Origin of the sequence: Pontibacter qinzhouensis, assembly GCF_008017455.1 — a bacterium.
GTDB classification, from domain to species: Bacteria; Bacteroidota; Bacteroidia; order Cytophagales; family Hymenobacteraceae; genus Pontibacter; species Pontibacter qinzhouensis.
The window spans coordinates 1-21,164 of sequence record NZ_VRTY01000107.1; the positions used below are offsets into that span (position 1 = coordinate 1).

At 47.6% G+C, this 21,164-nt stretch carries 13 protein-coding genes; 4 read left to right on the forward strand and 9 right to left on the reverse strand.

Annotated elements, in window-relative coordinates; genetic code table 11:
• Positions 1 to 123 precede the first annotated feature (123 nt).
• The 5 genes from FVR03_RS20385 to FVR03_RS20405 all read right to left on the reverse strand — a co-directional run bounded on the left by FVR03_RS20385 (position 124) and on the right by FVR03_RS20405 (position 10,789).
• Positions 124 to 3,030 carry a PD-(D/E)XK nuclease family protein gene (locus FVR03_RS20385; protein ID WP_147923623.1) on the reverse strand — a complete coding sequence of 969 codons (2,907 nt, stop codon included), beginning with the start codon at positions 3,028 to 3,030 and terminating at the stop codon, positions 124 to 126.
• A 479-nt stretch (positions 3,031 to 3,509) separates the two neighbouring features.
• Positions 3,510 to 3,911, reverse strand: a complete 402-nt coding sequence (locus tag FVR03_RS20390) for a VOC family protein (RefSeq protein WP_147923624.1) — start codon at positions 3,909 to 3,911, stop codon at positions 3,510 to 3,512.
• 62 nt (positions 3,912 to 3,973) lie between these two features.
• Positions 3,974 to 6,208 carry an ATP-binding protein gene (locus tag FVR03_RS20395; RefSeq protein WP_147923625.1) on the reverse strand — a complete coding sequence of 745 codons (2,235 nt, stop codon included), beginning with the start codon at positions 6,206 to 6,208 and terminating at the stop codon, positions 3,974 to 3,976.
• 254 nt (positions 6,209 to 6,462) lie between these two features.
• Positions 6,463 to 9,864 carry a UvrD-helicase domain-containing protein gene (locus tag FVR03_RS20400; RefSeq protein ID WP_147923626.1) on the reverse strand — a complete coding sequence of 1,134 codons (3,402 nt, stop codon included), beginning with the start codon at positions 9,862 to 9,864 and terminating at the stop codon, positions 6,463 to 6,465.
• A 379-nt stretch (positions 9,865 to 10,243) separates the two neighbouring features.
• Positions 10,244 to 10,789 carry a hypothetical protein gene (locus FVR03_RS20405; RefSeq protein WP_147923627.1) on the reverse strand — a complete coding sequence of 182 codons (546 nt, stop codon included), beginning with the start codon at positions 10,787 to 10,789 and terminating at the stop codon, positions 10,244 to 10,246.
• A 628-nt stretch (positions 10,790 to 11,417) separates the two neighbouring features.
• Here FVR03_RS20405 and FVR03_RS20410 point away from each other — a divergent pair.
• Positions 11,418 to 13,262, forward strand: a complete 1,845-nt coding sequence (locus FVR03_RS20410; RefSeq protein ID WP_147923628.1) for a DEAD/DEAH box helicase — start codon at positions 11,418 to 11,420, stop codon at positions 13,260 to 13,262.
• 585 nt (positions 13,263 to 13,847) lie between these two features.
• On the opposite strand, the gene FVR03_RS20415 is transcribed toward FVR03_RS20410, so the two are convergent.
• The 3 genes from FVR03_RS20415 to FVR03_RS20425 form a co-directional block, all read right to left on the reverse strand.
• Positions 13,848 to 14,291 carry a PA2169 family four-helix-bundle protein gene (locus tag FVR03_RS20415; protein WP_147923629.1) on the reverse strand — a complete coding sequence of 148 codons (444 nt, stop codon included), beginning with the start codon at positions 14,289 to 14,291 and terminating at the stop codon, positions 13,848 to 13,850.
• An 87-nt stretch (positions 14,292 to 14,378) separates the two neighbouring features.
• Positions 14,379 to 15,617 carry a BaiN/RdsA family NAD(P)/FAD-dependent oxidoreductase gene (locus tag FVR03_RS20420; protein WP_147923630.1) on the reverse strand — a complete coding sequence of 413 codons (1,239 nt, stop codon included), beginning with the start codon at positions 15,615 to 15,617 and terminating at the stop codon, positions 14,379 to 14,381.
• Between the two features lie 105 nt (positions 15,618 to 15,722).
• Entirely contained in the window at positions 15,723 to 16,550 is an 828-nt protein-coding gene (locus FVR03_RS20425; protein ID WP_147923631.1) for a Rossmann-fold NAD(P)-binding domain-containing protein, read from the reverse strand.
• Positions 16,551 to 16,682: 132 nt separating this feature from the next.
• Between FVR03_RS20425 and FVR03_RS20430 the strand changes: the two genes are divergently transcribed.
• The gene (locus FVR03_RS20430) at positions 16,683 to 18,140 is read left to right on the forward strand and encodes a phytoene desaturase family protein (RefSeq protein ID WP_147923632.1); all 1,458 of its coding nucleotides are present in this window, start codon (positions 16,683 to 16,685) and stop codon (positions 18,138 to 18,140) included.
• Positions 18,141 to 18,462: 322 nt separating this feature from the next.
• Positions 18,463 to 19,308 carry a DNA/RNA non-specific endonuclease gene (locus tag FVR03_RS20435; RefSeq protein WP_147923633.1) on the forward strand — a complete coding sequence of 282 codons (846 nt, stop codon included), beginning with the start codon at positions 18,463 to 18,465 and terminating at the stop codon, positions 19,306 to 19,308.
• A gap of 305 nt (positions 19,309 to 19,613) precedes the next feature.
• On the opposite strand, the gene FVR03_RS20440 is transcribed toward FVR03_RS20435, so the two are convergent.
• The gene (locus tag FVR03_RS20440) at positions 19,614 to 20,018 is read right to left on the reverse strand and encodes a nuclease A inhibitor family protein (RefSeq protein WP_147923634.1); all 405 of its coding nucleotides are present in this window, start codon (positions 20,016 to 20,018) and stop codon (positions 19,614 to 19,616) included.
• Positions 20,019 to 20,126: 108 nt separating this feature from the next.
• On the opposite strand from FVR03_RS20440, the gene FVR03_RS20445 reads away from it, so the two are divergent.
• The gene (locus tag FVR03_RS20445; RefSeq protein ID WP_147923635.1) at positions 20,127 to 20,999 is read left to right on the forward strand and encodes an SDR family oxidoreductase; all 873 of its coding nucleotides are present in this window, start codon (positions 20,127 to 20,129) and stop codon (positions 20,997 to 20,999) included.
• Positions 21,000 to 21,164 lie beyond the last annotated feature (165 nt).

The window sequence follows — 21,164 nt, forward strand, 5'->3', positions numbered from 1 at the left end:
TTAGGCTAAAGCCGTAACATCTAAAAAGCCACTAAAAAAACGAGTGACACAGTTCTGTTTACACTCCCCTACAATAGAGCTGAGGTTTTTTTTAAGATTAGCTAACTTGGTGCTGCAGGCTTATTAACGGGCGCAAATACCACGGTAGGCACACCATTGGCAAACCTCCAGGTCGTTTGTTTTCCGGATCGGTTCTTCAGGGTCCAGCATGCGGCGCACAAAATCGGTGAGCAACTCTTCCGAAGCCTCTCTGAAATCTTTAGGCGTTGCTCCGTCGGCCTCTGTAAAATTGAAGGCAGCCGTTAATACGCCGGCATCCAGGTTCCGGAACGACAAGATACCTGAAACAGGCTGAATAGCGGCAGAAGAGATATGCTGCCCATTTTCCAGAATGGTGTGAGGGGTAAGCTCGAGTGTTCGCTGCAGAATATACTGGTACAGCCATAGCTGCCGTGCCTTGTCATATTTAGGATCAGTTGTAAAGTGCAGGGCTACATCTTCTGGTTTCACTACCAGCTGGTTCTTCTCTACTTTTCCCGTCTTATAATCTATTACACGCAGCTCGTTCCCGGTCAGATCTATGCGATCGGCCTTACCGGCTATTTTCACCAATATTTCTTCGTCGCCTACCTGCACCGGCAGCGTGGCAGATAAAGTATCTTCCAGCTTCAGGATGTAGAGAGGCAGTTCCGGGGAGCTTTTAAGATTTGTCAGGTATTTCTCCAGCACCTCCACAGCCACCTTAAAGAGCAGGTAGTTCATGCCGCGGTCTGGTGTGGCACCTCTGGTGGCGGTTACGAACTCTTTTCGCACCTGCGCCGGCAACTGCACCAGCATGTGCTCCACATCTGCGACCACTACAGGTTTTCCGCTCTCTACAAAAGGTTTAAAAAAGTCTTCCAGCACCTGGTGCACCAGCGTTCCAAACTTATCGGTTCCCAATTGTTCCTCTACCTGGTCTATTTCCTGAATTTTGGCAATGCGGCTAAAGTAGTACTGCAAGGAGCAGTTAATGTACATGTTCAGGTGCGAAGGGTAGAGGCCTTTCTTTAGTTCCAGCTTCAGTTGCTCTAGCGTTTGCCGGTCTTTTTCTATCCGGATGTCTTCGTTATACTTTTTCGTGGCTTGCTGCTCCACAGCCGCTGTCAGGTCTCTGAACTTTATTTTCGGATTCCGAAGCGCCAGGTCGTTCTGCAACTGCAGAATAAAGCGGCTTTTCTCTCCTGAACCGTACGTGTCTGATGGCAGCACGTAGAGCAGGTGCACACGCTTGGCGCGCTGCAGCAGGCGGTAAAAATTATAAGCCATGGCACCTTCTGACTCCGCATAGGTCGGCAAGCCGAACTGTCTTAACACATCGTAAGGCATCAGCGACTCATGCCGTTTGGGTGCTGGCAAAGTATTTTCGTTTACCGATAAAATGATCAGGTTCTCGAAGTCGAGGGCACGTGTTTCGAGCATACCCATAATCTGCACTTCAGAAACAGGCTCACCACTAAAGGGCAAACGGGTAGCACCAATCAGCTCGTATAAGAACTTCCGAAAACTGCGCACCCCGATCTTATGCTCCCGGCAATCAAAAATGGTATCGAGCCGCTTTACCAGGGTGTAGTAGATGTACAGGTACTCGGTTTCGATGGTGTTGGGCTGATGGCTGTAAACCTCCCGCAGCAAGTCGATCAGGCTGTACATAGCCGTAATAATATCGTCGCAGTCGCGCCATGTCTTAAACAAGGTTTCGAACAAAGGCTGGTGCTGCCCCATCTCGAGCAGATCCTGCGCCGTAATCAAAACCTTATTATCGGCCACAATGGTATCGACCACTTTCTGAATAAAGCCATGATATTTATTCTGCTCCGGCTGCTCGTTCAGGTAAAGCTGGTACCGCCTGATGAAAGGGTGCGTGAGCAGTTTGTTCACAGACTGGTGGTGGTACTGGTACACTTTATAGCCGGCATCCTGCAGCTGGTTAATGCCGGTCAGGTGCACCTCGAACAGCAGGTCTATGAGGTTAAACAGGGGAGTGCCTTTAAAGCTTAGCCCCATGGTAACGTTGTAATTCGGAACATCATCCGGAATGGAATGCAGTACTGGCAGCAGCAGTGTTTCGTCTGGCAAAATAATGGCAGTTTGAGAATGCTTTTCCTTTTTGCGCATTTCCTGCAGCAACTGCCCCGCCAGTTTACCCTGCATGCTGGCATTGGCAACACCAATTACATTTATTTCTTTGGCATCGGTGAGCAACAGGTTCTGCTGCCAGCGCCACTCATGCAGGTTCCAGGTGCTCTTGTAAGTCCGAAGAAAACTTCCAGCCCTGTTAGGAGTGCCTTCTTCCATGTAAAAATCATCGGAGTCGAAAAGCACTTCCGCCTTGTTGTGTTTTAGCAGCGCCTTTATAATAACTTCTTCTGATTTTGTAAGCGCATTCAGCCCGATAAATATGTACTGGAAACAACCGGGTTCTTTGGCAATAGCCTCTATATTTTCAGCTACCTTCCGGAAAGCCATGCCGGTGTAGGCTTGTTTGTTCTTATGTAGCCGCTTCTGCAGGTTCCGGTAGGTTTTCTCGATGTTGTCCCAGAGACTGAAGTATTTCTTCATGCGTGGCGATATGTCTTTGCCCAGGAACTTGGGGTCCCAGCGTTCCAGTGCCTTCGCCTCCGACAGGTACTCAAACAGTTTGCCGGTAGCCACCAGGTTTTGATCTATCCGGCTGAAGTCATCGAGCAAGGTGCCTCCCCAGGTCACGAACTGGTCGAAGTCGAGCGTAGGATCCTGCTCGCGCATAAGGTCATAAAGCTCCAGTTGCAGGTTTATGGGTTCCAATACATCCACCTTGGCCAGCCGGCAAATAAAGTCTTCCATACCAGCCACTTCCGGCGACCAGATAGGCTCCGGCGCTGCCTGTGCCAGCGCATTCTTGAAAAAGAAACTTGCCCGGCGAGATGGCAGAATAATGCACAACTCGCTGATGTTCTCTTTATACTTTTCGTAAACGTACTTCGCCGTTAGCTCCAGGAAAGTCTGCACAGGAAAATTTAATGTGTGATTAAGTGGATGAGTGAGTAATGCTTACATCATAGCCTTACACTTTTTAACTATAAAAGGGCTTGAGTAGTTTGTATCTAAAAACCTTCGGAAGGCCAATTTCATTAGAAAAATTGGTTGTGCGGTAGTAGCGAAAAACATTCCTTCTCCGTTAAACACACATTTGTCAGGCTTTTGGTATCTTGTGGGCGAAATTCATCAGCAATAGCATTTGTGGGTATTAGTTTGCATAGCTGCTGATATAGCTAAGACTGAGGAGCCTCATTAGGTGCAGCTGGATAAAAGTAGTTCTCTATGTAGCAACCTGCCGCAAAACCGTTGTTGGAGTAGCAGTTACCGCAATAGGGGACATCGCTAATTTCCTATTTATGGCTTACCGAAAGATTCAGCCATAAGAATAAAAACACAGGCACCAGAAAGAGTTGCAGCAGAACTAAGACAACCTTCACCCTCCGTGTCATTTAATCCAGCGGTAAAAAAGGATTGTAGGCTATTTCCCAGAGGTTATCATCCGGATCGGCGATGTAGCTGCTGTAGCCGCCCCAGAACACTTTTTCGGGGCGTTTTAGAACGCGGGCGCCTTTGTGCTCCAGCTGTGCCACCAGCTCATCTACTTCCTTCTCCGAACGCACATTGTGGGCCAGCGAAAACCCTCTGAAACCTTTGCCGTCGGCAGCCACACCGGCATCGTCGGCCAGCGACTCCTGTGGGAACAGCGCCAGCTGAATGCCGTTGAGCTGCATAAAAATAATGCTGTCGGTACTGGCCTCTGTCTGTTGCCAGCCAAACACATGTTTGTAAAAATCCCTGGATCGTTGCAGGTTTTTTACGCCAAGTGTAATAAGAGTTATGCGCTGTTCCATCTGGTAAGTGCTTTTAAAAAATTACCGTAACCTGGTAATGATAGCAAATTAATAAAAATTGGCTAAACCTGCTGCGAATTAAAACGAACGGTAAAGGTTGTTCCTATCCCTGCCTCACTCTCTACTTCAATAGTTCCTCCCAACGACTCCACCTGCATTTTGGTAATATAGAGGCCCAGGCCTTTGGCATCTTTGTTATCGTGGAAGGTATTGTACAAGCCAAACATTTTATTGCCAAAGCGTTGCATATCGAGTCCTAACCCATTGTCGCTCACCGACAGGAAAAAATCACCGTTCTGTTGCCACGACTTCACCTTTACCAGCGGGGGGCGGTCCGGAGAGCTATATTTAATGGCATTCGAAAGCAAATTGTGAAGCAGACTCTCCATATAAACCTTCGGAAGGTGCACCACAGGCACGTCTAGTTCCTGCACCACAATGGCTTTTTTCTCAAGAATGGCTGTTTCCAGGTTCTGCAACTCTTTTTCAATCAGGTCAGCAATATGCACCTCGTCCTGCAGTAACTGCTGGTCGAGAGCCGTTCGCAGTATCGTGTTAAGATCGTCGATGGTGTTCGACATGTTACCAATCACCACATTCATGCGCTCCATCACTTCCTGCCCTGTTTCCTGGCTGGGTTCCGCTTCGTATAAGTTGTAGAGCCCTTTAATGTTACTCATAGGAGAGCGCAGGTTATGAGTAATAATATAGGCAAAATCTTCCAGCCGCTGATTTTTGCGCTGCATGTCTTCTGCTGAGGCTACCAGGTTGCTGTTTAGTTCTTTTAGCTTGTTTGCCTGGTTTCTTAAGATAAGGGAAATAATATCTTTCAGCAGTAGCTGCGCAACTTCAAGCTCGTTCATAGTCCAGGGCTGCGATTTGCCTTTAATCACCTCCACCCACTGCTCAAACGATTTGCGGGGCTTTAGCTGGTAACCATCTGTTTCCTTTTCTGGTTTGCCTGCCCAAACAATACTATCCCTGATTTCGGGTTTAAAGTACAGAATGTATTCGCGGTTATATTTGGATATCTCCAGGGCCATTAAGCCGCTTGCCACCTCCGGGTATGCTTCGGCTTCAGGAAACTGCTTCGACAGCTCCCTTGAATAAAAAATCCGTTCGTTGTTATGCACTGCCAGCCATTTTATCAGGCGCATAATCTGGTCCTGGTCCGGCACTACGCCCATTACCTCCAGTTTGTTCTCCAGAAACATAGCGGCTCCGGAACACTCTGTTATATGGAGCAGGTTTACCGCTTTTTCAAATAATCCTTTATGGATGTTGCCGGCTTCTATTACCTGGTTAATCAGGTTTTCTTCTGTCAGCTTGTAGCGTTCGAGTACTGTTATGTCCCGCAAATCCTGAGAGGCAAGCACGGCACTGGCAAAAGCTTTGGCAGCCAGGTTGCAACTCTGCCGTAGCCAATAGTTTACAAACTTAGGCCGCTGGTTCTGGCACGCCACCAGGCCCCACAATTTGCCTTTCACAATAATCGAAATAGATAGTGTGGCGTAGGCATCCATGTTATGCAGGTACTCCAGGTGTATTTCAGATGGGTTCCGTAGCTCCGATAACAGCACATTGGCAGGGGTACCTGTAGTAGGGTTCAGGTAGGGATAAATATCAACGGCCGGAGCATCGATATCAGGAATTTGCCTGACGTGCTTTTTCTCCAGCAAATCTCTGGCAGGTGCAGGAATATCTGTAGAAGGGAAGTGGTGGTGCAGGTAAGAGACGGCACCAGGCTTTATTTTTTCTGCTATTACCTCACCATGCCAGTCGTTATCAAATTTGTAAATCATCACACGGTCGTAATCGAGGATGTTTTGCACAAAATCGACAAGCAACTGCGACAGCACCAGCATGGAGTGCGAATTGTTTAAGGCCGTCTGGTAATTCGAAAACCCATACGTATGCTCAAACCGAATCTGATCTATGGTTTTATGATAGGGCTCACACTCCAGGATCAGCTTACCTTGAGCTTCCTGCAAAAATCCGAAATACTGATTTCCCTTGATAGTCATTAGCTGCGGGTTCAGCACCGTTGAGGCCTGCAACTGGGCGTGCAGCACCGGGTACTCCGATTCGAAGCAAATTTTTTCGAGTGTATGAGATATTAGATCTTCGACATAAACGCCTTCAATAAAGGAGGCAATGTTCTGGCTTACCTGTTCCACAACAAAGTTTGCCAGGTTTAGCACTATCATGAAACCGTGCGGTTGTATCCGTCCAATTAAATGTATCGGCTCCGTATCGCAGTTGCTTAAATCAACAGTTAGATTTTGGTAATTCTGCATAAATTAATTCTTCTGCTTTAGGCTCCCGCATACAGCTACGAAAGAAAAAGCGGACTAACTTCTGTCTTATTAAATGAAAGTAAAATGGAGTACTGGCACCGCACGCGTACTTGAGCCGGCCTAAAGAAATATGAGAGCTGTATACGAGCAGATTTAATACTTGCTCACCTTATCTGGCAAAATAATAGGTTTAATTCAAAAAAGCAGAATTTATCTAGATTTACTTTGACCAAAGTTAGTGCATCGGCTCACATTTATAAGGCTAGGCCAATCTGGCTTGTCTTGCTGCCATAGCTCCACTCCATTATCTGCTCCGTATCGAAATAGTACAGCAAGCACCTCACCTGATCGTATCCTAACTGCTTAAACCGCACCGCGTAGTGGTCGAGTTTATTGCGATGGTCGGGTTCGGGTGGTGGTAGCTTAAACTCCAGTAGCACAACCTGCTCTCCGTCAAATACTACCCGGTCAGGTTTGTACAGGTAGGCTCGCGCATCGAGCAGTTCTTTTTCATGCTCTACCACTACCTTCTCTGTAAAATAGTGGCGCAGCTTCGGGTGCAGCAGTATGGGTTGCAGGCGCGCGCGCAGATCTGGTTTTTCGCGTTCGCTGATGATGCCTTCATAAACCATCTGGCGCAGGACCTGGTCTAGCTGCGAAGCCGTTAAAATTCTGGAGATGGCATAATGAAGCTTTTTGTTGAGGGTGCGCTGTTTTGTTTGTGTCTCGAAATCGAATACGTTGTTGGCGTGCTGCTTCAGGTGCAGTCGTGTAGCCCAGTCTGCCGTAACCAGGTGCTCGAGGTAATAGGTAGTATCGGTGTTGGTCTGGCTATGCTGCTGGTTTTGCTGCTGGCCGCTGGCCAATTGGTAACAAAACTGATCGGGTTGCCAGAGGTTCTTGTGCACCAGATAGCGGTAGAGCAGGTGGCTAATGTTTTTCACCTGTCCCTCCAGGGCTCGGGCAGCTTTTTTGTCTTCTAACAGGTCTTTACCGTTACCGATCAGGTACAGCCGGTCTATGGGCCGCGTTAGGGCCACATACAGCATGTTCAGGTTCTCGATAAAGGTTTTTTCCAGCTCTGTTTTGTATTGGGGGCCAAGTATGGTAGTCTCCAGTTTAGAACTTATGTTAACTGCCACACTACGCAATTGGCCGGTTACGCTTACCTCCTGGGGCAGCTGGCTCCACATCAGCCCACGGGTCATGGGTTCGGTGCTCCAGTCGGCAAATGGTACAATTACAATAGGGTAGGCGAGGCCCTTCGATTTGTGGATGCTGGTAATGGTGATGGCATCGCGGTTTTTAGGCGTGTTAATACTCAGCTTCTCCTTTTGCACCTCCCAATAAGCTAGAAAATTATTCAGGTTGTTGCTGTTTTTCAGGCTGTACTCGAGCACCAGGTCCAGAAAACGGAACAGGTATTCGCACTCGTTGTTGTGGTCGAGCAAATTAAAAATCCGGATGAGCTGCTCTGTCAGTTCATAGATGGAGAGGTTGCCGGTTTCCTTTTCGTTTACATCGAATCCGAACACACGCAGCTGGTCGTAAAAAGCCTGCGGATCTGCTTTTCTGGCGATATCGGCAATACGCTGGGTCATGGGCGTATCCGGAATAACTTCCAGAGCAACGGCACATACCAGATACAAGGCCTCCGATTTAGCCAGCGTATCGTTAGGGCGGTTAAACACCCTGAACATGGCGATCAACAGGTTTACTACTTCCGCAAACTGCAACGATAGCGAATCCTGCGAAATAATATCGTAGCGCCGCTCCTTCAGAAAATTAGCTATAAGCTTACTTTTGCTGTTGGTGCGACACAATATCGCCATATCTTTCAGGCTATAACCATCCTGCAGGCCCTGTTGCACTAGCTGTAGCACCAGGTTAAGCATGCTCTCGTCATAACTGAGAATTTCAGGACGGGTGTAGCCATCGTATAGCTCCTGGGTGCGGGTGCAGCCGTGCAGGTCGTATTTATAGTTGCTGTCTTCGGGATAGGTGAACAGCACCTGCAGATGCCCGCCAGTTTTACTTGCTCCCTGTGGTACCTGCTGCCGGAAGTTCTCGTCGTAAATGGCGGTAAACATACCGAACTCCTGGTGCTGCCCGCTCACAAACGTAAACAGCTCGTTGTTGAAGTCTATAATCTCGGCCCTGCTCCGGTAGTTCGTGTTCAGGTCTGCGGGGCGTAGCGAATGGCTGACCGATTCGTAACGCTCCCGCACCAGCTGCCCGTGCCGGCGGTTCTGGTAAAGGCGTTCGGTGCTGCCTTTGTAGAGGTGTAGAATCTGCTCCATTTCGCCTCCGCGCCACCTGTAAATGGCTTGTTTAGCATCGCCCACCACCATGCTGAAGTGCCCTGATGCCAGCGCATTGTCAACGAGGGGCAGCAGGTTGTTCCATTGCAGCACAGAGGTATCCTGAAACTCATCTATCAGAATGTGGTTGTACTTTTCGCCCAGGCGTTCATAAATAAACGGCACCGGCTCCTGCAGCACAATATCGATAATGCGCTTGTTGAACTCCGAAATGTGGACAGTGTTTTTGTCGAGTTTTATTTCCTGCAGGCACTTCTCCAGCTCGTTAAGCACCGATAGTTTATACAGGTGCGGCACCACCGCCTTAATAAGGGCAGCAGTAGGCGCAAACTGTTCTTTTATTTCTTCCAGGTGCAGGTACAGCTCCGTTAGCTGCCCGCTAATGCTGTCGATCTGGCTTTTGGTGGCGGTCGTGGCTTTTCCCGCATACCATTTCTGATCTTCTACCGTCTGGCGGGCGTAGTTATTGCCATAGCTAAGGTCAGCTTCTTTCTTGAATTTGCTGAAGTAGCCCCAGATGCCACGTGTGCTCTGGTAAAAATCGGCAGGAGTGAGGCCTGCCTGTTCTATTGCGGCCAAACCCTGGCTGGCAGCCTCCTGCACCGCCTCCTCTATTTGCTGCTTTGCCTGTAGCAGGTCTGCTCTTATGGTTTTAAAATCTGCCAGCGTCAGCACCTGCAGGTCGGTAACGGCTTCGTACACCTGCTCATTCAGCAGGTTTTTGGCAAAATCGGAGAGGTCGACGGAGAGGGTGTTCCAGCTTCGGCCTTCCCGTGCTTTTTCGAGGGCATACTGCTCCAGGGTCTCCGACAGCAGGTCGCCTTTGGTGCTGGTTACCTTGTCGAGCAGTAGCTGCACAGCTGTGTCTACAAGCGTTTGCGAGTCGAGGTCCACTTCAAAGTTATGTGGAATGTTCAGTTCCCGTGTAAACGCCTGCACGATCTTGTTCACAAAGCTGTCGATGGTGCTCACACTGAAATCGCTGTAGTTATACAAAATCTGCCTGAAAAGTTTGGCTGCGCGCAGGCGTACCTCTTCCTTCTCCAGTTCTTCATCCGGATTTTCAGCCTGAAGGTCCCGTGTTATGGCATCGAGTAATTGTTCACTTTTAGCCTTCTCTTTTTCTGAAGCCGACGTGTCGTTGAAGCCACGAAGTGCCGACAAAATGCGATCTTTCATTTCAGCCGCTGCATCGTTGGTAAACGTTATGGCCAGAATAGAACGGTAATAATCGGGGTCTGGCGTGTGCAGCGCCAGCTTCAGGTACTCCAGCGTAAGGTGGTATGTTTTACCAGAGCCCGCCGAAGAAGAGTAAATTTTAAAAGTAGAAGGCATAGTACGTACTCCGTTTCTTTTGTACCCTTAAAGATACAAGCGAATCGGCAGCTACGGCAAAAACAACAAGCTTTTCTTTGTAGCAACCCTTACCACCTAAAGGCTTGTTTTGCCTTCTGAAGGGTGTTTTCATTCAAATAATTCAGGTTGTTTTCTTTTTACTGATAGCTACTAGACCTTTACCTTAATTAAAAGTTGAATAGCCGTAAGGGCTTCGGCGCACCTGCAAATTCCCCAACCAACAATTTAACCATTAAACAATCCAGCAATCAGCAATCGCAGGATAGCACATCAGCACATTAAACCATTAGCACATTAACCAAATTATTTAAATGAAAACAGCCTTCCAAAGCAAAAAGGAGAGGTTAGGGGTCAAGGGTTAAACGCCGGCATAAGCCAGCTCTTTCCTGCTGGGTTCCGAAGCAGCAGCCGAAGAAAAGTCTTTGAGGCACACCTGGTACATGATGCGGGCCATCGATAAGCTGTAGTCTGTTATAATGCAGTTTTGCTGCTCTGTATTCACCAGTACCTTGCTTGTGTTAATGGTAAACTTACCCAGCTCCAGTACCTCATCAAACGACTGGCGGAGCATTTTCAGGGCTCTGAAAGACGGCTCGTTATACAGCATCGGGATAATCTGGCAAACGGCATAGCCGCCATTGGCGCGCTCTTTCGCAATCATGCGGCAGAGGGAGGCGGTGTTAATTTTATCGAGGTCGGAGATAATGACGAAGAATATTTTCTTCTGACCCGGAGTGGAGGCTGGCATGCTGCTGTTGCCCAGCAACATGTGGCGGCTAATGGAGGTGTCTTGCTCAAAACACTCATCTTTCAGAATTTTGTTATGAATTTTAAAAGCCAGTGCACCAGAGGCGATAATGTTAAAGTCTTTACCCTTAGATGATATTTTGGAGAAATGTAGCATGTCAATAGTTAGTTAAAGGGTTCTACAAAAATTGTGTTTAATGTAACAGCACAAGTAGGAGTGGTTCTGTAGCATTCCAGAGGTTACCGGTCCTTTACACGGATGTCCGGAAGCAGCGTTAAACTCTGAAACTAAAAGTTGTACAGGCAACAGCATCAGCTCGCGGTATCCTTCGTTTATTCTGGACTACTATCTTGCGTGCCACCTTGTAAGTAGTACGAAGACTGGTTTAAAAAATATGGCTCAAATGCGAAATAAAAAGCCAGTTTATAAATGCTTAGGGTGAAACGATTTTATACGGTGGTAAAAATCTGTTGCGGGTAACAATGTATGGGAACTGTTTTTTAAATGCAATTAATTAATTAAATATTATAGTTATTTAAAACTTGCTCCTTCCTGTAAACCGCCTAAAACAGATAAGGTGCAGGCTTATTAGCATAGCTCAGATAAAATACGTACCTTTGCGCCAGAATTTGGAATCGGTCTGAAAGTACTTTATAACTGGAATCATCATCTGTTTGGCATGACTAGTTGTTTTTATTTCTTCGTTTCGCTCTTAAAAATCACGTAAGAGAAAGGTTAAAAGCAGACTGCCTCCAGATAGATATAAACGGTAATAATAAACCAGATGAACAAAATCAGATTTGACGAACTTCCGCTTTCGCCGGAAGTACAGCGCGCTGTCGCTGACATGGGCTTCGAAGAAGCTTCCCCCATCCAGACACAAGCCATTCCGATAGTTTTAGAAGGCCGCGACATTATTGGTCAGGCGCAAACAGGAACCGGCAAAACTGCCGCATTCGGTATTCCGACCATTGAAGGTATCGACGAAACTAACCGTAACGTACAGGCTCTAATCCTGTGCCCAACCCGCGAACTGGCTATCCAGGTTTCTGGCGAGATCCAGAAACTTGCCAAATACAAGCCTGGCATTAGTGTGGTGCCAATTTACGGAGGCCAGCCTTACGAGCGCCAACTGCGTGCCCTTAAGCAGGGTGTGCAAATCGTTATCGGAACGCCAGGCCGCGTAATGGACCATATTGAACGAGGCACCTTAGTACTCGACAATGTAAAGAAAATTATTCTGGATGAAGCCGACGAAATGCTCGACATGGGTTTCCGTGAAGACATTGAGTTTGTGCTGAAGCAGATCCCAACCGATCGCCAGACTATCTTTTTCTCAGCTACCATGTCGAAGCCGATTATGGAGCTTACAAAAGCTTACCAGACCGACCCTGTTGTTGTAAAGGTTGTTCACACAGAGCTAACGGTAGAGAACATTGAACAGGTGTACTTCGAAGTACGAAGCAGCATGAAAGGTGAAGTTCTTTCGCGCCTGCTCGACATGTACAACCTGAAATCTGCCATCGTTTTCTGTAATACAAAACGTATGGTCGATGAGCTGGTATCTAACCTACAGGCACGCGGCTACTTTGCCGATGGCCTGCATGGCGACATGAACCAGAACCAGCGCTCCAACGTGATGCAGAAATTCCGCAACGCCACCCTCGAAATACTGGTAGCTACTGACGTGGCAGCCCGTGGTCTGGATGTGGACAATGTGGAGGCTGTATTTAATTACGATCTGCCACAAGACGAAGAAGCTTATGTGCACCGTATTGGCCGTACAGGCCGTGCCGGTAAATCAGGTAAGGCGTTCTCTTTTGTTGGCGGCAGAACCGACGTATTCAAGTTAAAGGACATCATGCGCTACACGAAAGCTAAAATCGTGATGCAGCAGGTACCGACTTACGAAGACGTTAATGAAATTCGCACCAACATGTTCTTCGGAAAAGTTAAAGAAGTTCTCGCCAAAGGTCCGCTTACCAAGCACCTGGGTCGTATTGAGCGCTTTATTGCTGAAAACGAAGAATTTACTTCTCTTGAGATTGCAGCCGCTTTGCTTAAAATGAGCATGAAAGAGGCCAAAACAAAAGAGCAGGGCATGGAGGCTGAAAAAGGCCTTGGTAAGTCAAAAGATGGTTTCGACCGCTTGTTCATTACCATCGGTAAAAAAGACCGTGTGCACCCACGCGATCTGATCGAATTACTTTCAAACAACAGCAGCATTCCAGCCGGTAAAGTGGGCGACATCGATCTGTACGACAAGTTCAGCTTTGTAGAAGTGCCAAGCGAATATACTGCTGACATTGTGCAGAGCATGGGTCGCATAGAAGTTGAAGGCCGTATGGTTAGCATCGAGAAAGCCCAGAAAAAGGGAACCGGTGCTGCTGAAGGCGGCAGAGGCGATCGTGGTGGTTTCGGTGGTGAGCGCAGCGACAGAGGTGGCTTTGGCGGCGACCGCGGTGGAAGCCGTGGCGATCGTGGCGGCTTTGGTGGCGGCGACAGAGACAGCCGTGGCAGCTATGGCGGCGGAGGCGGCGGAAGCCGTTTCGGTGGCAGAGGCGGCCGCGATGATCGTGGCGGAGACAGAGGCGGTGAACGTGGCGGTTTCAGAAAGAAAAGATTCTAATTTCTTTTAAAGCAACATATTTTTATACGCTCTATTTAGGCCAGGCATTTGTCTGGCCTAAATTTTTTTATTCAGGCTTAACTTTATTAGCCGGCTGGCGTAAACCTAATTATTAAAAAGGTTGGAAGATTATTAACTGTTTAAGCAGTTAAATAAGAAGCCTGGTATCAGACGGATACCAGGCTTCTTGCTTTTATACTTTTTACACCTGCCGACCATATTTGATCAGTAACATAGCAACGCGCTTGCAGGTCTGGCTTTACTTACAAAGCCGCTCCTCCCAAGTGGTAATATGTATTGAGAGCTTCAGACCCAGCAATATATTTTGTAAGGTTTAAAATATAATATTGTATTGACTATCTTTAGTTGGTGATATTAAATTATTTAAATAAAAACTGCCTTCAGAAGGTTTTCAAAGGTTTTCTTGTCAAGGGTTGGCAGAATACCAGTTGCGCATATTTTTCAACTAAACTGTTTACAACATCTACAAGCAAATTAAGAGCAGCAGCTATACAGTTATTACACTTTAAGGGCATAAAAAAGGAGCCGAAGCTCCTTTCCTTTCTTATTGATCAGCAAAAAGATCTAAGCATTGTCGCGCAGATCGCGGATGTGGTCGTGTGCGCTTTTAACGTCCTGGTATTGCTGCTCCACCACTGCTTTTAATTCGCTTGGCAGGTCAGCGTCGAGGGCTTCTTTGTATGCTTTAAGGGCATAGTCTTCGCCACGTTCACATTCTTCCAGCACACGCTTTGTGTCTTTAGAAGTAAGAGCTGATTTCAGGTCGATCCAGGCACGGTGAATGGTACCCTCGATGGAGCTCGACTCATCATCTGTTTTGCCGAATTTATGCAGCTGGTCTTGCAACTCAGTTATCATGCTGTCGCGCTGCACAGCGTATTTCTTAAAAAGATTCTTCAGGTTTTTATCTTCAATATCTTCGGATGCTGTTTTAAAGCCCTTTGCTCCATCTTTGCATCGCTCGATCAGGTGGTGTACGGTTGAAACAATTTCCTTATTAATTTCCATAGTTTTAATTACATAAATGGTTTGTATAAGGGATTGTACTGCGAATACAAATATTTTGTTTCCTGGTACAAGCCTCACCACATAAAACTATTTAGGCTGCAGCGCCATTGTTTTTCCGGCCAGGTAGCCTGTTGTCCAGGCAGCCTGAAAGTTAAATCCACCTGTTATACCATCTATGTCGAGCACCTCGCCGGCAAAGAAAAGTCCGGGCACCAGTTTGCTCTCCATGGTGCGCATGTTCACCTGGCTAAGGTCTATGCCGCCGCAGGTAACGAACTCCTCCTTAAAGGTAGTTTTGCCCTCAACCTCAAAAGGTGCCCGCAGCAGCGACTCCACCAGCTTGTTCGTATTTTTGGCCGGAAGCTCTCCCCATTTAACCTCCTCCGGCACATCGGCCAGCAGACAGAGCGCCTTCCAGAGCCGTTGCGGTAAACCGAATAGCGGGTTGGTCAGCACTACTTTTTTAGGGTGCGCCTGTCGGTAGTGCTGCAGCTCTCCACGTAGGGTATCTTCTGTAAATTCCGGAATCCAGTTAATGAGCACCGTAAACCGATAATTCTGCTCATAAAATAAACGTGCCCCCCAGGCCGACAACTTTAAAACGGCAGGGCCGCTGTAGCCCCAGTGGGTAATGAGCAGCGGACCTTCGTACTCCAGTTTCTGGCCTGCCACCCGCACCTTGGCCTTTGCCACCGAAATTCCCTGCAATTCTTTTAACGGCGAAGCAGGCACATTAAAAGTAAATAACGAAGGAACTGGCGTAATAACGGGGTGCCCCAGGTCCCGGAGCCAGGCATAGCTGCTCTCTTTCGGGCTGCCACCTGTGCAGACAAGCACTTTAGAAGCTTTAATGGTGCTGCCGTTGCTTAAGGTTAATAGAAAATGAGAGACCTCAGCTGCGCTGTTAAACACCTCTATTTTTTCTACACCTGCACTAGTCCTGATGTCTACACCCGCTTCTCTGGCGGCTTGTTGAAGGCAGTTTATAATTGTTTCTGAGTTATCTGTTGTCGGGAACATCCGCCCATCGGCTTCAGTTTTAAGCTGTACGCCTCTCTTTTTGAACCAGGCAATGGTTTCGGTGGCCCCAAATAGTTTGAAGGCTTCTTTTAACTGTTTGCTACCCCTGGGGTAGTGCTGTGAAAAAACAGTAGGAACAAAGCAGCTGTGTGTAACATTGCACCGCCCGCCTCCGGAAACGCGCACCTTCGCAAGCAGTTTCTGCGTTTTCTCCAGCAGCAATACGTTTGCTTTCGGGTTTGCCTCAGCACAGGCAATGGCTCCAAAAAAACCAGCAGCACCGCCACCTATCACCACCACATTCATTTTATTGATTGTTAAATTGCTGAATTGTTAAATTGTTTAGTTTATTAGTTTTCAGGACACACGATTTCCTGTTCAAGCTTCCAACTCATCCAATTATTTCCATATTTAAAAGAACAGCATCGGGTCGGGGTGCAGGAAGTTATAGGCCAGGTCCTGCTTTAACCTATCGCTGTTAATGCGCTTGAATCTGGTTGCCTCCATATCAAGAAAGGTGGGTGGCGTAGCCCCGATAGCGCGAGCAGCCTGGGTATAAAAGTCTTTCCGAAGCGGGTGTTCGTCTGCGCAGGCGTTGTAGGTGCAGCCCCAAAGATCCTGCTCTAGAATCCGGTACAGAATGGCCAGGCAATCGTCTAAATGAATCAGGTTTACCGGGGCATCACCATCTGGCAAGTTCACCTTGCCTGCCATAAACCGGCCAGGCTGCCGGTTTTCGCCCACCAAACCGCCAAAGCGTACAATAGTGGTAACCCAGTCTTCCCGATCCTGAAAAACTCTTTCGGCCTGCAGCAAAATATTATCAGGTTCCTGCTCTTCAGTAAAATGGATATCCTCTTCTTTCACAATCCGGTTCAGGTCGAGGTACACAGCTGTGGAACTTACGAATAATACCCGACTCACAGGCGACTCCAGCATGGCTTTCCGTAATCTGAGCAGTTTAGGCAACAGCTGGTCGCCCTGGCCACTCCGGATGCGGGGCGGTATGTTCAGTACAAGCACCTTTGTATCCAGGAAACTGGCAAGTTGTTCCTCGTCCAGGTAATCCTCGTCGAGGTGGATGAGGTAAGGCTTAATCTGTTTCTCCTGCAGCACATCGAGTTTGGCCGCTGTAGTGGTGGAGCCTTTTACCCGGAAGCCATTTTGCACCAGTTTCTCAGCTAACGGCAGCCCTAGCCAGCCGCAGCCCATTATGCTTATATCAGCAGTGTTTTCCATTTTAGAGAAAGGAATAAATAAGCGGCAGTTCTGCAGCTTATTTTACACAAAATTACCAGAAATATCTGGTAACTGTTCAGGCAAGGTAACAAATACGGCGCATATCGGTTATAGCAACTGATAATTTACAGAATGACCTACGATGTAGTACTTATTGGCTCAGGGTTTGGCTCGCTCACAGCGGCAGCCTTGCTCGTGAAGCAGGGGCTAAAGGTTTGTGTGCTGGAGCAGGCTAACTACCCTGGCGGCTGCTCCAGTTCCTACTACCGCAAAGGCTATATTTTTGAGACGGGAGCAACCACGCTGGTGGGCCTGGATGAACACATGCCTCTCCGCTACCTCCTCGATACACTGCAATTGGAAATACCGGCCCGCAAACTGGAAGTACCCATGCAGGTGCATTTGCCAAACCAGCAGGTGCTTACGCGGCACCAGTCGCTCGATGAGTGGATACTGGAGGCGGAGCGTGTTTTCGGAATACATAATCAGCGGGCTTTTTGGGAGCAGTGTTACCGTATAAGCAAACAGGTGTGGCAGGTCTCGTTGCAACAGAAAAGCTTCCCTTTCTCTTCTGTTCAGGATGTATGGCAGGCAGCATGGCATGTGCGGACCGGCCAGCTCAGGCTGTTGCCCATTGCGTTTCAGACTGTTGAACAGCTTCTTAAAAAGTATGGCCTGCTGGAGAACCAGCTTTTCGTAGATTTTGTAAACGAGCAACTTCTTATTACCGCCCAAAATTACATGGCAGAGGTTAATGTACTTTTCGGTGCAACCGCCCTCTGCTACACGCTTTTTGGCAACTATTACATAGATGGTGGTTTGCTGAACCTGGTCACGCCGCTGGTGAATTATATCCAGGAAAACGGATCATCGGTGATGTTCAGGCAGACGGTGCGGGAGGTGCTGAGCCAGAAAAACAGGTATCAAATCTCAACCAATACCAGGTGCTTTACTAGTAGGTTTGTTATAAGTGGGCTTCCCCTCAACAACACGCTGCAGCTTTTTAAAGATCAGGTTATACAACAGAAGTTGGGTTCGTATATTTTAAAGTCTGATAAACTGAACAGTGCTTTTTCGATGAGCCTGGTTTTAAAAGATGTACCACCGCCCACCGTGCTGCACCACCAGGTACATGTGCCGGAAGGCTTGCCGCACCTTAAAAGCAAAAGCGTATTCGTCAGTTTCAGTCATTCCCACGACAAACTTCGGGCTCCAGAGAACTATACAGTTGTTTCTATAAGCACACACCTGCACGACCCGGAGAGCAATTTTATAACCGATAAAAGATGCATTGAAGAGGCCATTGTAAAGGTACTGGTGCACCGGGGGCTTCTGCGGGAGAAAGATATTGTGTACAGGCAGTCTGCCACACCGGGCGCCTGGCAGTTCTGGACAGCGCGGGCTTATGGCATGGTAGGTGGTTACCCGCAATACCGGCACATTAAACCCTGGCAAATGAAAGATGCCCGCCTCGACCACAAAGGAGCCTACCTCTGCGGCGATACCGTTTACCCCGGCCAGGGCATCCCAGGTACCTGCCTCAGCGGTATTCTGGCTGCACATAAATTATTGCAGGACCACAAGATTTAGTTTTTCACATTCATGATTTTAAAAACAAGGAGACAGGACTTGGATTCCTGCTTTTACCTCAATCACTGGTAATTTCCTATTTAAAGTAAGTCACCTGTCAAAATACTTAGCTAAACAATTGTTAACTGGAAACAACCTTTTACAGCCTTGGCAATTTTTAGCAGAAAAAGCTTCTGGAGGCTGTTTTCATTTAAATAATTTCTCTCCATCTTCTGTGGGTACACCAGCTTTAATCTCTAAAAGGAGATTAAAATAGAAAAGGGAGGTTTGGTTAGCTGCCTTAGATGGTGTAGTTTCGGTTTTTAGAATTTACGATGAAGCTATGACAAAGAAATTACACTTTTTGCGGTACCTGGTTTTTGCCATTACCTTATTGTCGGGTTGCGCCGAGAAAATAGTTACAGCGCCGAATAAACCTACCCAAGATGCGCACCTGGCGCTGGGCAACCCAAGTGGAGCAGCCACATCCTTCGACAATTACCTCCTCGAAAAACCACAGTACTCGCTTTCTTACAACAGCTACCGCGGCACGCCCAACTGGGTAAGCTGGCATTTGAGCAGCGCCTGGCTGGGCGATGCTCCACGGCAAGACAATTTCAGGGCAGACAATACCTTACCGGCCAACTTCTACAAAGTCGTTTCTACGGATTACACTGGAAGCGGATTTGACAGAGGGCACAACTGTCCGTCTGCAGACCGCACCCTGACCAGCGACGATAATTCGAGTACATTTCTGATGACGAACATGATGCCCCAGGCCCCCAATAACAACCAAAGAACTTGGGCAAACCTCGAAAATTACTGCCGCAAACTGGTAGATGAGGGCAACGAACTTTACATAATTATGGGAAGCTACGGAAAGGGCGGCGAAGGCAGCAATGGCTTTAAGGAAACAATAGCCAACGGAAAAGTAACTGTTCCGAATCGTATCTGGAAAGTAATTGTGGTGCTGCCATTAGGAACAGACGACGTAAAACGCATTACTTCGGACACACGCATTATTGCAGTTGACACGCCCAACTTCAACTCAGTAAACTCCTCCAGGGCCAGCTACCGCACTTCGGTAGATGCCATAGAGGCAAAAACTGGTTACGATCTGCTATCGAATGTATCGAAAGCTGTGCAGGATATTATTGAAGCCCGCGTAGACGAAGGCCCGACACAATAGTTCGTTATCAAATTAAAAACAGGAGTTCTAAAACTAAAATTACTTACAAAAGCAGCTCAACTTGTTTAGGCATAAACTTAACTAAATAACTATAACCTCAAAGGCTTCTGCCATACACATGGCAGAGGCCTTTGGTTTTTTGTAGTTGTCGCTAAAAATGTACCCTTGGCAGTTTTTTAGTAAAATACCATTTGAAGGCTGTTTTCATTTGAATAATTGACAACAGATAACAGAACTCAGATCTAACGACACTAATATACCTGCAGGTCTTCCTCCTGATTTACCCAAAATCCAGTAAGCTAATTTCAGGTCTCCACTACCAGCGTTTCGTAACCAGCGATTGCTCCTGAGGCTGTTTTACCTAAAATTAATACCTTCGTGGCCTGCTCCTGTATTTTGTACACAGTTACCTCTGTTAGATGCTCCTGCAGAGTAGCCACCAGCTTTTGAAATTTACCGGCATTTGCCAGCATTTCTTCCCCGGCATCGGGGTGTGGATTTGTCATATTCCGGAAAAAGTGAGTCAGGTCTTCTGTAACAACTTCTTTTCCGGCTGTTTTGCCAGCCAACGTGGCTATCAATTCTTCATCTACAGGTTCTGCTGTGGCAGTTTCGTGATAATAAAATTGAAGTGGCGCATCTGTCTCGCTCATAAATAGCAATCCTTCTGCGGCTTTCTCCAGTTCCTGTTGTAATAGGGCCTTATCCATTTTTGTTTAACTTGGTTCTGCAAAACATACGGCAACCGATTTAGTTTGGTACAGTATGCTAAGATAAAACTTTCCTGATCTGTTCGACTCGCTAAAACAACAAAGACCATGATAAAAGCTGAACCAATGTTAAAAGAAGGAGCTCTGACTGGCAAAACCATTCTGGTAACCGGAGGAGGCACAGGCCTTGGCCGCTCCATGGTAAAATATTTTCTAGAGTTGGGTGCCCAAACAGTTATTGCCAGCCGCAAACAGGAGGTTCTGGAGCAAGCAGCCGAGGAACTGATGCAGGAAACAGGAGGAAAGGTATTGCCCATAGCCTGCGATGTGCGAAAATACACAGAGGTGGAGGCGATGCTGGAAAAATCGGTGGCGCACTTTGGGCAGGTAGATGTGCTGGTAAACAACGCGGCCGGTAATTTTGTAAGCCCAACTGAGCGCCTCACCAACAAAGCCTTTGATGTCGTAACCGATATTGTGCTGAAAGGCAGCTACAACTGCACCTTAGCCTTAGGAAAACATTGGATTGAGAAGCAACAGCCAGCCGCAGTGCTGAATATTGTTACCACCTACGCCTGGACCGGCTCCGGCTATGTAGTGCCATCGGCCTGTGCCAAAGCCGGTGTGCTGGCCCTCACACGCTCCCTTGCCTCTGAGTGGGCTAAATACGGCATCCGCTCCAATGCCATTGCTCCCGGACCTTTCCCCACAGAAGGTGCCTGGACCCGCTTATTCCCGAAACAACTGGCCGACCAGATAGACCCGTTGAAACGCATTCCGGTAGGCAGGTTTGGGGAACACCAGGAGCTGGCTAACCTGGCAGCCTACCTGGTGTCAGATTATGCTGCTTTTGTTAATGGAGAAGTTATTACCATAGATGGAGGCGAATGGCTTTACGGCGCCGGGGAATTTAACTCGTTTGACCAGGTGCCGCAGGAGCTATGGGATGCCATGGAAAAGAAAATGAGAGGAAAGGAGTGAAGGAGGTTTATAGAAAGTTAAGGGGTTTAGGTGGTAAGCAAGGTTTAAGTGTAAGCAACCTAAATTATGTTATTTAGACCCTTGGCACTACTTTGTTATAGACAGCGACAGTACTTCCTGGAAATAGTTTTACGAAAAATACAAAAGAGAAAAAAGCCTTGTGTC